Source organism: Streptomyces sp. NPDC054887, assembly GCF_053610585.1.
The window spans coordinates 51,150-64,573 of sequence record NZ_JBSGYQ010000023.1 but is presented as its reverse complement, the minus strand read 5'-3'; the positions used below and the strand labels follow the sequence as shown (position 1 = coordinate 64,573).

9 protein-coding genes are annotated in these 13,424 nt (G+C 72.3%); 5 read left to right on the top strand and 4 right to left on the bottom strand.

All coding sequences use genetic code 11. The features are described 5' to 3' along the window. Positions 1–7: 7 nt before the first annotated feature. From ACWGH0_RS15680 to ACWGH0_RS15670, 3 genes are read right to left on the bottom strand one after another with little or no spacing between them, the layout of a single operon-like run. Entirely contained in the window at positions 8–862 is an 855-nt protein-coding gene (locus ACWGH0_RS15680; RefSeq protein WP_453404708.1) for a sugar ABC transporter permease, read from the bottom strand. A 44-nt stretch (positions 863–906) separates the two neighbouring features. Beyond that, positions 907–1,917 carry a carbohydrate ABC transporter permease gene (locus tag ACWGH0_RS15675; protein WP_453404678.1) on the bottom strand — a complete coding sequence of 337 codons (1,011 nt, stop codon included), beginning with the start codon at positions 1,915–1,917 and terminating at the stop codon, positions 907–909. Between the two features lie 19 nt (positions 1,918–1,936). Next, positions 1,937–3,211, bottom strand: coding sequence for an extracellular solute-binding protein (locus ACWGH0_RS15670; RefSeq protein WP_453404677.1), 1,275 nt, complete (start codon positions 3,209–3,211; stop codon positions 1,937–1,939). Positions 3,212–3,517: 306 nt separating this feature from the next. Between ACWGH0_RS15670 and ACWGH0_RS15665 the strand changes: the two genes are divergently transcribed. The 3 genes from ACWGH0_RS15665 to ACWGH0_RS15655 all read left to right on the top strand — a co-directional run bounded on the left by ACWGH0_RS15665 (position 3,518) and on the right by ACWGH0_RS15655 (position 7,157). Next, on the top strand, positions 3,518–5,140 hold the full coding sequence (locus ACWGH0_RS15665; RefSeq protein WP_453404676.1) for a glycoside hydrolase family 13 protein: 1,623 nt from the start codon (positions 3,518–3,520) through the stop codon (positions 5,138–5,140). A 25-nt stretch (positions 5,141–5,165) separates the two neighbouring features. Further along, a complete protein-coding gene (locus tag ACWGH0_RS15660) occupies positions 5,166–6,185 on the top strand; it encodes a LacI family DNA-binding transcriptional regulator (protein ID WP_453404675.1) in 1,020 nt (339 codons plus the stop codon). Positions 6,186–6,260: 75 nt separating this feature from the next. Continuing rightward, on the top strand, positions 6,261–7,157 hold the full coding sequence (locus ACWGH0_RS15655; RefSeq protein ID WP_453404674.1) for a phosphatase PAP2 family protein: 897 nt from the start codon (positions 6,261–6,263) through the stop codon (positions 7,155–7,157). A gap of 72 nt (positions 7,158–7,229) precedes the next feature. Here ACWGH0_RS15655 and ACWGH0_RS15650 read toward each other — a convergent pair whose 3' ends face one another. Beyond that, positions 7,230–10,223 carry a bifunctional [glutamine synthetase] adenylyltransferase/[glutamine synthetase]-adenylyl-L-tyrosine phosphorylase gene (locus tag ACWGH0_RS15650; RefSeq protein WP_453404673.1) on the bottom strand — a complete coding sequence of 998 codons (2,994 nt, stop codon included), beginning with the start codon at positions 10,221–10,223 and terminating at the stop codon, positions 7,230–7,232. Between the two features lie 302 nt (positions 10,224–10,525). Here ACWGH0_RS15650 and ACWGH0_RS15645 point away from each other — a divergent pair, with 302 nt between their 5' ends. Both ACWGH0_RS15645 and ACWGH0_RS15640 read left to right on the top strand, forming a co-directional pair. Beyond that, positions 10,526–12,721, top strand: coding sequence for a PIG-L family deacetylase (locus tag ACWGH0_RS15645; RefSeq protein ID WP_453404672.1), 2,196 nt, complete (start codon positions 10,526–10,528; stop codon positions 12,719–12,721). A 76-nt stretch (positions 12,722–12,797) separates the two neighbouring features. Next, positions 12,798–13,325, top strand: a complete 528-nt coding sequence (locus ACWGH0_RS15640) for a pyridoxamine 5'-phosphate oxidase family protein (RefSeq protein WP_453404671.1) — start codon at positions 12,798–12,800, stop codon at positions 13,323–13,325. The last annotated feature ends 99 nt before the right edge of the window (positions 13,326–13,424 follow it).

Genomic DNA, 13,424 nt, shown 5'->3' with positions numbered 1-13,424 from the left:
CGGGCGGTCAGCCCTTGACGGCTCCGGCGGACACGCCGGTCACCAGGTGGCGCTGGGCGAACAGGAAGACCAGCGCGGCCGGGATGGCGATCAGCACGGAGGCGGCGGCCATCGGCCCCCACTGGGCGCCGTACTGGTTGACGAACTTCTGGAGGCCGCCCGCGAGGGTCAGGTTCTCGTCGCCCACCATGAAGGCGGAGGCGTACGCCACTTCGCCCCACGCGGTGACGAAGGAGTAGAACGCGGTCACCGCGATGCCGGGCTTGGCGAGCGGCAGGATCAGCCGCCAGAAGGTGCCGAACGGGGTGAGCCCGTCCACCTGGCCCGACTCGTCGATCTCGCGCGGGATGGTGTCGAAGAAGCCCTTCATCATCCAGGCGCAGAACGGCACGGCGATCGTGAGGTACGTGATCACCAGGCCGACCGGCTGGTTGAGCAGGCCCATGCTCGACATGATGTTGTAGATCGGCACGATCAGGACCGCGACCGGGAACATCTGGGTGATGAGCAGGGTCCACATCAGGCCGCGCTTGCCGGGGAACCGGAAGCGGCTCACGGCGTAGCCGGTGGTGGCGGCGACGAAGACGCCGATGACCGTGGTCAGGGCGGCGACGAGCAGCGAGTTGGCGAACCAGGTGAGGAACGGGGTGTCGTTCAGCAGGTTCGTGTAGTTCGTGAGCGTCGTGTCCTTGAAGAAGTCCGTGCTGGTCGCGTACGCCGGCGGCTTGAGCGAGGTCAGCAGGACCCACAGCACGGGGAACACGGCGATCACGGACGCGACGACGAGCGTGGCGTGCAGGCCGACCGAGGCCAGCGGCGAGCGCCGGCCGCGCAGCGGGGCGTTCGCCGCGGCGGGGGCCATGGCGACCTTGCTGCCGGGCGGGACTTGGGCGTCGGTGTAGGTGGTCACCAGACATCTCCCTGCTTGCGGAGCACTCGCCGGTAGACCGCGGCGAAGAGCATCAGGAGGATCAGGATCAGTACGCCCCAGGTGGAGGACTGCGCGAAGTCGCGGGGACTGATCTCGAAGGAGAACTTGAACGCCTGGGTGACCAGGATCTGGGTGGCTTCGCCGGGTCCGCCGCGGGTGAGCAGGAAGATCACCGGGAACATGTTGAAGGTCCAGATCGTGCTCAGCAGGATCACGGTGGCGCTGACGGGCCGCAGTCCGGGCAGTGTGATGTGCCGGAAGCGCTGCCAGGCGTTGGCGCCGTCCATCTCGGCGGCCTCGTACTGGGAGCTGTCGATGGACTGGAGGCCGCCGAGGAGGGCGACCATCATGAACGGGACGCCGAGCCAGACGTTGACGGCGATGACCGAGATCTTCGCCATCGTGGGGTCGTTGAGCCAGGGCACGGCGTCGATGCCGCCGCCGGCCAGGAGCCGGTTCAGGAAGCCGCGGTCCTCGTTGTAAAGGAAGCGCCAGGCGAAGACGGAGACGAAGCCGGGGATGGCCCACGGCAGGATCAGCATCATCCGGTAGACCGAGCGGCCCGCGATCCTGCGGTTGAGGATGTTCGCGAGGCCGAGCCCCAGGAGGAACGTGACGCTGACGCAGGAGACCGTCCACACCAGCGTCCAGCCGAGGGTGCCGAGGAACTGGTCGCCGGTGAGGGCGTCGGCGTAGTTGTCGAGCCCGACGAACTCGTACGTCGCGGGCACGTGGTTCACGCCGATGCTGCGCTCGACGTTGCGCTCGTTCGCGTCGGTCATCGACAGGTAGATGCCGCGGACCAGCGGATACCCGATGATCACGCCGATCACGACCACCACGGGGGCGACCATCGTCCAGGCGTACCAGTGAATCGAGAGCGCGCGCCGGAACGGGCCCGGCGTACTACCAGCACCGCGGCTGGGGCCGCGGGCGACGTCGTCGCCCGCGGCCTTCGCCACCGACTGGCTGGTGTGGACAGCCATCAGTCGGCCTGCCTTCCTGTTACTTCCAGCCCTTGAGGAGCTTGCGGTACTGGTCGCCGGTGGCCTTGGCGCCCTTCTCCGGGGCGGTCTGGCCGGTGAGGACCTTGGTGTACTCGGTCACCAGCGGCGCGAAGAGGCTGCCGGTCTCCGGGATCCAGGGGCGCTCGACGGCCTTGTCGACGACCGGCTTGAAGAAGCCGACGATCTGGTTGCCGGAGACGTCGGGCTCGGAGTAGACCGAGGTGCGCGTCGGGAGCAGGCTCAGCTCCTTGGCGACCAGCGCCTGGCTCTCGGCGGAGGTCATGTACTCGCTGAAGGCGTACGAGGCGTCCAGGTTCTTGGAGCCCGCGTAGACGGCGAGGTTGTGGCCGCCCTGCGGGGCGCCCTGGCCCTTGCTGCCGGCCGGGACCGTGGTGATGCCCAGGTTGGCCTTGTCCTTGAACTCCTTGCCGGCGTAGGTGTCGGCGACGGCCCACGGGCCGTTGATCATCATGGCGACCTTGCCGTCCTTGAACGCCGACTGCATGTTCTCCCAGCCGTCGGTGGCGTCCGTCTTGGCGGCCCCGGAGTCGACCAGGTCCTTGACGACCTTCAGCGCCTTGACGCCGGGCTCCTTGTCGACCGTGACGGTCTTGCTCTTCGCGTCGACCAGGTCGCCGCCCTCGCCGTAGAGGAAGGACAGGAACCAGTACGCGTCGTCGCCGCGCAGGTAGAGGCCGGTCTTGCCGGTCTTGTCCTTGATCTTCTTCGAGGCGGTCTTCAGCTCGTCGATCGTCTCGGGCACCTCGACGCCGGCGTCCTTGAAGATCTTCTCGTTGTAGAAGAGGCCCATCGAGTCGATGACCTGCGGCACGGCGTACGTCTTGCCCTTGTACTTGGTGCTCGCAGCGGCCTGCGCGAGGAAGTCCTTGTCGTCCTTGAGGGCGGCGGTGCCGTCCAGCGGGGCGAGGTAGCCGAGGTCCGCGAACTCGGGGGTCCAGGCGACCTCCGAGCGGATCACGTCGGGGGCGCCGGAGCCGGACTGAGCGGCGTTCTTGAACTTGTTCTGCGCCTCACCGAAGGGGACGTTGACGTACTTGACGTCGACGCCCGGGTGCTTCTTCTCGAAGCCTTCCGCCAGCTTCTTGAAGACCTTGTCCTCACTGCCGACGGTGGAGGTGTCCCACCAGGTGACGGTGCCGGACAGCTTGCCCGAAGCCTTCTTGTCACCGTTCTCGCCGCTGTCTCCGCCGCATGCGGTCGCCGCGAGCGCCAGGGTCGCGACCAGGGCGGTGGCCGTTATGCCACGTCGCATCTGAACTCCTTCAACTGCCGAACCGCTCCGTCGCGGCGCCGGGTCGTCGAGGAACGTAACAAGGATGAAAGAAGTCCGAAAGAGCTTGCGAGGAATTTCCGCAAGAGCAGCCGATCGTTACATCTGCGTGTCCTCACGGTTGCCGTCGAACCCCTTGTCAGACGGGCCGGGCCCGGGTTAGCGGGGCTGCGGGGCACCCTGCAACGACTCCCGCAAGGACTTGCAGCCCTGTTACTTTCGAGGTGCACCCGCGTTGATCTCGTAGTGACCACCCGGGCAGGCCGCCCCGTACGAGAGGGACCTTTCATGACGCAGGAGCTCGCCCCCACCCGGACGGCGCCGGAGCGCGGCTGGTGGCGGGACGCCGTCATCTACCAGGTCTACGTGCGCTCCTTCGCCGACAGCGACGGCGACGGCGTCGGCGACCTGCGCGGAATCCGTGAGCGCCTCCCCCACGTGGCGGCCCTCGGCGCCGACGCGGTCTGGCTGACCCCCTTCTACGCCTCGCCGCAGGCGGACGGCGGCTACGACGTTGCCGACTACCGCACCGTCGACCCGCTCTTCGGCACCCTCGACGACGCGGCCGCACTGATCAACGCGGCGCACGCGCTGAACCTCCGTGTGATCGTCGACATCGTGCCGAACCACACCTCCGACCAGCACGCGTGGTTCCGCGCCGCCCTCGCCGACGACCAGGGCGGTCCGGCCCGCGACCGTTACGTCTTCCGTCCCGGCCGCGGCGGCGGGGAACTCCCGCCGAACGACTGGGAGTCCGTCTTCGGCGGCCCCGCGTGGACCCGCACGCCCGACGGCGACTGGTACCTGCACCTGTTCGCGCCCCAGCAGCCCGACCTGAACTGGCACAACCCCGAGGTCCACGAGGAGTTCGACTCGATCCTGCGCTTCTGGCTGGGCCTGGGCGTGGACGGCTTCCGGATCGACGTCGCCCACGGCATGGTCAAGGCGGAGGGCCTGCCCGACATCGGCGCCCGGGAGCAGGCCAAGATGATCGGCTCGCAGGTCCTGCCGTTCTTCGACCAGGACGGCGTCCACGACATCCACCGCTCCTGGCGCCGGCTGCTCGACTCGTACGAGGGGGAACGCATCGGCGTCGCCGAGGCGTGGGCCCCCTCCCCCGAGCGGCTCGCCCTGTACGTACGCCCCGACGAGCTGCACCAGGCGTTCAACTTCCAGTTCCTGAACTGCCCGTGGGACGCGCGGGCGATGCGGGCCGTGATCGAGACGTCGCTGGCCGCGACCGCCCTGGTCGGCGCGGCCACCACCTGGGTGCTGTCCAACCACGACGTGGTCCGCCACGTCACCCGGTACGGCGGCGGGGACGAGGCCCTGGGTCTGCGCCGGGCCCGCGCGGCGGCGCTGCTGATGCTGGCTCTGCCCGGGTCGGCGTACCTCTACCAGGGCGAGGAGCTGGGGCTGCCCGAGGTCACCGACCTGCCGGACGAGGTCCGCCAGGACCCGTCGTTCTTCCGCACCGACGGCCAGGACGGGCTGCGCGACGGGGCGCGGGTGCCGATGCCCTGGTCGGGCGGCTCGCCGCCGTACGGCTTCTCCCCGCCGGACGCGGCCCCCTCCTGGCTGCCGCAGCCCGACTCCTGGAAGTGCCTGACCGCCGAGGCCCAGACCGGGGACCCCGGGTCGACCCTGGAGCTCTACCGCTCGGCGCTGGCCCTGCGCCGCGACCTGGCGGGCCTCGGCGACGGTCCGATGACCTGGGAGCAGCCCCCGGGAGGCGGTCCGGACGGGCTGCTCGTGTTCGGGCGGCCCGGCTTCGTCTGCACCCTCAACACCACGGACCGCCCGGCCGAAGTCCCCCTGCCCGGCCGTCTGCTGCTCGCCTCCGAGGCCCCCGCCGAGGACGGCGGCACGGTCACCCTCCCGGCCGATTCGTGCGCTTGGTGGGCAATCTGACATGCGACCGGTACAGTCCACTCCCATGACCGCACGGCTTGCCGACATCGCAGCCCAGGCGGGGGTCAGTGAAGCGACGGTCAGCCGCGTGCTCAACGGCAAGCCGGGGGTTGCCGCGGCCACCCGCGAATCCGTACTCGCCGCGCTCGACGTCCTCGGATACGAGCGGCCCGTACGCCTGCGCCGGCGCAGCGCCGGTCTGGTGGGCCTCATAACCCCCGAGCTGGAGAACCCGATCTTCCCCGCGCTGGCCCAGGTCATCGGCCAGGGCCTGACCCGCCAGGGGTACACACCGGTCCTGGCCACCCAGACTCCCGGCGGCTCCACCGAGGACGAGCTCACCGAGATGCTGGTGGACCGCGGGGTCTCCGGCATCATCTTCGTCTCGGGGCTGCACGCCGACACCACCGCCGACATGCAGCGCTACGAGCAGCTGCGGGCGCAGGGCGTCCCCTTCGTCCTGGTCAACGGCTTCTCGCCGAAGGTCCAGGCCCCCTTCATCTCCCCGGACGACCGGGCCGCGATGCGGCTGGCCGTGACGCACCTGGCGTCGCTGGGCCACACCGGCATCGGCCTGGCCGTCGGCCCGAAGCGGTTCGTGCCCGTACTCCGCAAGATCGAGGGGTTCCGCTCGGCCGTGCGCGAGCGGCTGGGTCTGAGCCCGGAGGAGGCGGAGGAGCTGATCCAGCACTCCCTCTACACGCTGGAGGGCGGTCAGGCCGCCGCCTCGGCCCTGATCGAACGGGGCTGCACCGCCATCGTGTGCGCCAGCGACATGATGGCGCTGGGGGCGATCCGCGCCGCCCGCCGCCTGGGACTGGACGTACCGCGCGACATCTCGGTGGTCGGCTTCGACGACTCGCCCCTCATAGCGTTCACCGACCCGCCCCTGACGACGATCCGCCAGCCGGTGACGGCGATGGGGCAGGCGGCGGTCCGCACGCTCCTCGAAGAGGTCGGCGGGACCCCGGCGCCGCACAGCGAGTTCGTTTTCATGCCCGAGCTGGTAGTACGAGGTTCAACGGCTTCGGGGCCCCGGCCCTAGCCCTCAGCACGTGCACGCGTCACCCGACCGGAGGATGATCGGAAGGGTGGTGCTCATCTGGCAGACTCTCTCCCCATGGGTGACGCGACCGTGAAGACTCTGGAAGGCCGGACGGCCACCGACCTCTCACCCGAGGTGGACGAAGAGCAGCGGAAGCCGTCCCCCCGGTCCGCTGCTCTGAGCCGGCTGCGCGCACCGCGCCACCCGCGCATCTGGTTCGAGATCCTGCTGATCGCGGTGAGTTACTGGACGTACTCGCTGATCCGCAACGCGGTGCCGGAACAGAAGGCCGCGGCCCTGCGCAACGCGGACTGGATCTGGAAGGCCGAGCAGGGTCTGGGCATCGCCGTCGAGGAGACGGTCAACCGCGCGGTCAACTCGGTGACATGGCTGATCGTGTCGATGAACTACTACTACGCGACCCTGCACTTCGTCGTCACCATCGGCGTGCTGGTCTGGCTCTTCCGCCGCCATCCCGGCCGTTACGCCGCCACCCGCCTCGTCCTCTTCGCGACTACGGGAATCGCCCTGCTCGGCTACTACCTGTATCCTCTGGCGCCGCCGCGCCTGATGAACGGGCAGAGCTTCATCGACACGGTCCTGGTGCACCAGACCTGGGGCTCGATGGCCTCGGGCAACTTCAAGAACATGTCGAACCAGTACGCCGCCATGCCCTCGATGCACGTCGGCTGGTCCCTGTGGTGCGGCGTGACGATCTTCGCCCTGGCCACCGTGCCGTGGGCCAAGGTCCTCGGGCTGCTCTACCCGACGGTGACCCTGGTGGTCATCGTCGCCACCGCCAACCACTTCTGGCTCGACGCCGTCGGCGGCCTGCTCTGCCTCGCGTTCGGCTACGCCCTGAGCTGCGCCTGGTACGGAGCGCTGCCGAGCCGCCTCCCGAGGCTCGTCGCCGAGGACGCGTCCCGGCCCCGGACGGGCCGCCGCCCCTGGCCCATGCGGCCCTCTGCGTAACGCCGCGGGGCGCGGCCCGGTGTCCCGTGCCGCGCCCGTCCCCCGGTCCGCCGGGCGCGGACGGCACGAGGGTCAGGACCCGTAGAACAGTTCCTCGACGACCGCTCGCGCGCGCCGCGTCGTACGCCGGTAGTCGTCGAGCATGTCCCCGACGTGCCCGGCCTCGTACCCCAGGTACCGGGCCACCGCTCCCAGTTCCCGCCCGTCCGAGGGGAACGTGTCGCCCGGCCGCCCCCGCACCAGCATCACGGCGTTGCGGACGCGGGTCGCGAGGACCCACGCCTCGTCGAGGACCGCCGCGTCGTCCGCCGCGATGAGGTCCGCCTCGCGCGCCGCCGCCAGGGCCTCACGCGTACGGGTGGTCCGCAGGCCCGGCACCTCCGCTCCGTGCCGCATCTGCAGCAGCTGGACCGTCCACTCGACGTCGCTCAGGCCGCCCCGGCCCAGCTTCGCGTGCAGCGTCGGGTCCGCGCCGCGCGGCAGCCGCTCCGACTCCATCCGCGCCTTGAGCCGCCGGATCTCGCGCACCGCGTCCTCGCCGAGCCCCGCCTTCGGGTACCGCAGCGGATCGACCAGCTCGACGAACCGCCGCCCGAGGTCCGCGTCGCCCGCCATCGGCTCCGCGCGCAGCAGCGCCTGGCTCTCCCAGGTCAGCGACCACCGCCGGTAGTACGCCGCGTAGGACGCCAGCGTCCGCACCATCGGCCCGCTCTTGCCCTCCGGCCGCAGATCCGCGTCGATCAGCAGCGGCGGGTCGGACGTGGGCAGCAGGAGCAGCCGCCGCATCTCGGCGACCACCGTGTTCGCCGCCCGGGCCGCCTCCTGCTCGTCCGCGTCCTCCCACGGCTCGTGCACGAAGAGCACGTCCGCGTCGGACCCGTAACCCAGCTCGTGGCCGCCGAAGCGCCCCATGCCGATGATCGCGAACCGGGTCGGCAGCCGGTCGCCCCACCCCGCCCGCACGGCGGCCCGCAGCGCCCCGGCCAGCGTGGCGGCGTTCAGGTCGGTCAGGGCGTTGCCGACGCGGTCGACCAGCGCGCCCGGGTCCTGTTCGGCCGGGCTCTCCTCGGTTCCGTACGAGCCGACGAGGTCGCCGGCGGCGGTACGGAACAGCTCCCGCCGCCGCACCCCGCGCGCCGCCGCGACCGCCGCCTCCGCCCCGTCCGCGCGCCCGACCGCCGCCAGCACCTCCTGCTCCAGGTGCGCCCGCCCGCGCGGCCTGAGCCCTTCGGGGTCGCCGAGCAGGGCCACCGCCTCCGGGGCCCGCAGCAGCAGGTCGGGGGCGAGCCGGCCGGCCGAGAGGACCCGCGCCAGGTTCTCGGCCGCCGCGCCCTCGTCCCGCAGCAGCCGCAGGTACCACGGCGTCTTGCCCAGCGCGTCGGACACCTTCCGGAAGCCCAGCAGACCGGCGTCCGGGTCGGCGGAGTCCGCGAACCAGCCGAGGAGCACCGGCAGCAGCGTCCGCTGGATGGCCGCCTTGCGCGTCACCCCGGACGACAGGGCCTCCAGGTGCCGCAGGGCGGCCGCCGGGTCGGCGTACCCGAGCGCCTCCAGACGCTGTCCCGCCGCCTTGGGGCTGAGCCGGATCTCGCCGGGGGCCAGCTGCGCGACCGCGTCGAGCAGCGGGCGGTAGAAGATCTTCTCGTGCAGCCGGCGCACCACCGACGCGTGCCGCCGCCAGGCCCGGTTGAGCTCGGCGACGGGGTCCGTGCGCATCCCGAGCGAGCGCCCGAGCCGCCGCAGGTCGGCCTCGTCCTGCGGTACGAGGTGCGTGCGGCGCAGCCGGTAGAGCTGGATGCGGTGCTCCATGGCCCGCAGGAAGCGGTACGCCTCGTCGAGCTGCACGGCGTCCGCCCGCCCCACGTACCCGCCCGCCGAGAGCGCCTGGAGCGCCCCCAGCGTCGAGCCCCCGTGCAGCGTCGCGTCGCTGCGCCCGTGCACGAGCTGGAGCAGCTGTACGGCGAACTCGACGTCCCGCAGTCCGCCCGGCCCGAGCTTCAGCTCGCGGTCGATCTGCGCCGCCGGGATGTTGTCGACGACGCGGCGGCGCATCTTCTGCACGTCGGCGACGAAGTTCTCGCGCTCGGCGGCCTGCCACACCAGTGGCGACACCGCTTCGACGTACGCCTCGCCCAGCGCGGTGTCCCCGGCGACCGGCCGCGCCTTGAGCAGCGCCTGGAACTCCCAGGTCTTCGCCCACCGCTGGTAGTACGCGAGGTGGCTGGAGAGGGTCCGTACCAGCGGCCCGTTGCGGCCCTCGGGCCGCAGGTTCGCGTCGACGGGCCAGATCGTGCCCTCGATGTTCGTCTCGGAGCAGATGCGCATGAGGTGCGAGGCGAGGCGGGTCGCCGCGCGCAGCGCCTTGTCCTCGTCGCCCCTTGCCCCCTCCGCCGCCTCCGCCACGAAGATCACGTCCACGTCGGAGACGTAGTTCAGCTCGTGACCGCCGCACTTGCCCATCGCGACGACCGCGAGCCGGCACACGGCGGCGTCCTCCGGCGCGGCGGCGCAGGCCATGGCGAGCGCCGCCCGCAGGGTCGCCGTCGCCAGGTCGGCCAGCTCGGCGGCGGCCTGGGCGACGTCGGTCGTGCCGCAGACGTCCCGCGCGGCGATCGACAGCAGGCAGCGCCGGTACGCGACCCGCAGCGCCACCGGGTCGGTGGCGTCGGCGAGACCGCGCTCGAAGTCCGCGACGCCCGGGTGGAGGTCGGCCGCCTCGTACGTGACCAGGGCCTGCCAGTCGCGCGGGTGCCGGGCCAGGTGGTCGCCGAGCGCCTCCGAGGCGCCGAGCACACCGAGCAGCCGGTCGCGCATGGGCTTGGCGGTGACGAGGGTGTCGAGCAGCACCCGCCGCCCGGCCGGGTCCTGCGCCTCCGCGAGCCGTACGAGCCCGAGGAGCGCCAGGTCGGGATCGGCGGTCGCGCCGAGCGCGTCGAGCAGCACTGCGTCGTTGCGCACGGCGGCCAGCTCGGGGGCGCCGAGGAGCCGCTCGGCGGCGGACGGATCCGTGAAACCGTGCCGCAGCAGCCGCGTGAAAGTACTGCTCCTGCGCCCCGGCGCCGACATTCTGCCTCCCGCTCCGGCCGTCCCACGGTCCGTACAACCGTCCGGTCAAGGTCCGGCTCACGAGCCTATCCGCAGGAGCCGCGGGACGGCCCGCGGCCCGGCGCGCGGGGCCCGTCCGCCGGCCGGTCCTGTGACGCGAAAGGCCAGTGAGATCCGCAACATCACGGGTTCCGGGCGGGGGTGAACCGGACCCCACGTGAAACCCTCTTCACTTCTGCTCCACAGTCAGCGCGATGATCAGCGCCGTCCTGGGCGCACCCCTTCCCGTACCAGCCCCATCGCACACCGAAAGCACGTTTCCTATGCCGCCCAGGGCCCTCAGTACCTTCCGCCTGCCGCGCCGCGCTCTGCCCAGCGTCGTCCTCTCGACGCTGCTGCTGACGGTGACGGGCATCCAGCTCGCCCGTCCCGCCGTTCCCCTCGCGGCGCCCGCCCCCCAGGCGGCCCGGACGGTGGCGGGCGACCGGGGGCAGGCGGACGGCGGGGCCGGGAAGGCCGGGCCGGTGCGGGCCGCCGGTGAGTCCGTGATGCAGATCGTCTCCCACCCGGACGACGACCTGTTCTTCATGAACCCCGACCTCAGCCAGTCGGTGCGCACCGGTCACAGCCTGACCTCGGTCTACCTGACGGCGGGCGAGGCGGACGGCGTCAACTCCTTCCGCGGCGGCGCGAACGAGGGCGTCCCGCTCCCGGCCCCCGACAAGGTGCGGTACGCCGAGGCCCGCCAGAACGGCATACGCGCCGCGTACGCCCGGATGGCCACCGGGGACCGCACCAGCCCCTGGCAGCGCTCCGCGATCCGTACGGACGGCGGCGGCTGGGCGGAGCTGGACACCCTGAAGGCGCGCCCCGAGGTGAGCCTGGTCTGGGTGCAGCTCCACGAGGCGGGCGCCAGCGCGGCGGACCGCCCGCACAGCCTGCACGGGCTGTGGGACGGCCGGGTGGAGCGGCTGGAGTCGGAGCTGTCGTCGGGCACGCCGGTGCCGGAGGACTTCTCGTACACCAGGGACGACGTCGTCCGGACGATCACCGGCCTGCTGGAGCGCTTCCGGCCGACGCACGTGCGGATGCTCGACCCGACGAACGGCCGCGAGGCCACGGCGCACATGCTCCCCGACCACCAGGACCACATGTACGGCGCCCGGTTCGCCCAGCTGGCGCTCACCGAGTACGGCCGGCGCGGCGACCGCCCCCACTTCACGGTGCAGAACTACCTGGGCTACCTCAACGGCAGCCTGCCGCACGTCCTCGGCCCGGACGCCGTGCGCGAGAAGCTGGAGACGCTGAAGACGTACGCCTGGACCGACTACCCCGACAACTACTGCGACGCGGAGGCCGGCTGCGGCGACCGCAAGGTGGCGGGGCGGCCCACGGGGCCCGGCTGGGTCTACGGCATACGCCACTCGCGCAACACCAGCACCTCCTGGCTCCAGAGCGGGGCACGGGAGGGCGAACTGTGGGCGTTCTCCGTACTGGACACCCGCCTCGCGGTCTGGCACCGCGCGCCGGGCGCGAAGGCCGGTTCCCGGCCGGCCTGGACCGGTCCGGCGCTGCTCGGCGGAACCGGCCTGGACAGCGGCATCACGTCGGAGCGGCTGCCCGACGGCCGCATAGCCCTGTTCGGCACCCGCACCTCGTTCGACGGCCCGGGCGGCTACCGCCGGGACGTCGTCACCGCCGTGCAGAGCGCGGCGGGCGGCGCCTTCGGCCCCTGGCAGTCCCTCGGCATGCCGCACTCCCCGCACGCGCCCGGCTCGCTGGACATCAGCGCCCCGGCGGTGACGGTGGACCGCGCGGGCCGCGCCACCGTGTACCTGCGGGACGGCGGCCACGCCCTCAGCTCCCGTACGCAGCTGCCCGACGGCGGCTGGGGCCCCTGGCGGACGCTGGGCGGGCAGCAGGTGTTCGGCGACCCGACGACCGCCGTCGACGGCGAGGGCCGCGGTTACGTCTTCGCCCAGACGCTCACCTCGACCGTCGTCTGGTCCCAGGACGCGCCCGGCGGCCCCCTGCGCGGCCCGGTGCCCACCGCCCTGCCCGCGACGCCGCTGCCGCCCACCGTCCGGACGGACGGCGACGGCGTACGCCTGTACTTCCGCAAGCCGGGCTCCGGCGACGTCCTCACGGTCCGCTTCGCCGCCGGTTCCGCGACGGGTGCGGTGCCCGCCGCGGCCCCGGCCGGCACGGTCGACGACCTGGGCGGCCGGGCCGGCCACGGCGCGGTGGCCGCCGCGGGCGCACTGCTGGCCGCCCGGGACGGCTCGGGGCGCCTGGGGACGGCCGAGCTGCCGGCCGGCGGCGCCGTCGCACTCCACTGGAGCCGGGGCGGCTTCCTCTTCGGCGGGGCGCCGGCGGTCACCACGGACACGGCGGGCCACCCGTCCGTCGCTGCGGTGGCGCTCGACGGCCGCCTGCACTGGAGCGGCGGCGGGGACCCGGCGTGGCAGCCGGTGGGCCCGGCGCCGGTCACGACGAGGCCCGCGCCGCCCGTCCGCTGAGTTTCGCTCCCGCTCCCGGTCTGCCTTCGTGGGATGTACTGGACGAAAGACGGACCGGGAGCGAGAGGCGGACACCATGGAAGGCCACGAGGACCAGGACACTCCGGAGCCGCGCACGGACCTGGACAGCCGCTACAGCGAGCAGGACGCCAGCGCCACCCCGTGGTCCGAGGCGGTCCCGCGCCTGGCGCGGGCCGAGCTGTTCTGGCTGACGACCGTACGCCCGGACGGCCGCCCGCACGTCACCCCGCTGCTGGCCGTCTGGCAGGACGAGGCCCTGTACTTCTGCACGGGCCCGGCGGAACGCAAGGCGAAGAACCTGGCCCGCAACCCGCACGTCGTCCTCACCACCGGCGCGAACACCCTGCGCGAGGGCTTCGACCTGGTGGTGGAGGGCAAGGCGGTGCGGGAGAGCGACGAGCGGCGCCTGCGGCGCCTGGCAGCGGCGTACGAGGAGAAGTACGGCCCGGACTGGCACTTCGACGTACGCGACGGGGCGTTCTACGGCGAGGGCGACCGGGCGGTGGTCTTCCGCGTCGCGCCGGTGGCCGCGTTCGGCTTCGGCAAGGGCGTCTACAGCCAGACCCGCTGGCTCTTCGGCTGACCACCCGCCGCGGCCGCGGCGCTGCCGAGACGCCTCCGGGCCGGCACCGTGACGGTGCCGGCCCGGAGGGTCGCTCAAGCGCAAAGCGTGCGCTGACCT

What these genes read in the sequence shown, in the direction of transcription:
- ACWGH0_RS15680 (WP_453404708.1), bottom strand. Translation starts at nt 862, where the DNA reads ATGGCCCCCGCCGCGGCGAACGCCCCGCTGCGCGGCCGGCGCTCGCCG.
- ACWGH0_RS15675 (WP_453404678.1), bottom strand. Translation starts at nt 1,917, where the DNA reads ATGGCTGTCCACACCAGCCAGTCGGTGGCGAAGGCCGCGGGCGACGAC.
- ACWGH0_RS15670 (WP_453404677.1), bottom strand. Translation starts at nt 3,211, where the DNA reads ATGCGACGTGGCATAACGGCCACCGCCCTGGTCGCGACCCTGGCGCTC.
- ACWGH0_RS15665 (WP_453404676.1), top strand. Translation starts at nt 3,518, where the DNA reads ATGACGCAGGAGCTCGCCCCCACCCGGACGGCGCCGGAGCGCGGCTGG.
- ACWGH0_RS15660 (WP_453404675.1), top strand. Translation starts at nt 5,166, where the DNA reads ATGACCGCACGGCTTGCCGACATCGCAGCCCAGGCGGGGGTCAGTGAA.
- ACWGH0_RS15655 (WP_453404674.1), top strand. Translation starts at nt 6,261, where the DNA reads ATGGGTGACGCGACCGTGAAGACTCTGGAAGGCCGGACGGCCACCGAC.
- ACWGH0_RS15650 (WP_453404673.1), bottom strand. Translation starts at nt 10,223, where the DNA reads ATGTCGGCGCCGGGGCGCAGGAGCAGTACTTTCACGCGGCTGCTGCGG.
- ACWGH0_RS15645 (WP_453404672.1), top strand. Translation starts at nt 10,526, where the DNA reads ATGCCGCCCAGGGCCCTCAGTACCTTCCGCCTGCCGCGCCGCGCTCTG.
- ACWGH0_RS15640 (WP_453404671.1), top strand. Translation starts at nt 12,798, where the DNA reads ATGGAAGGCCACGAGGACCAGGACACTCCGGAGCCGCGCACGGACCTG.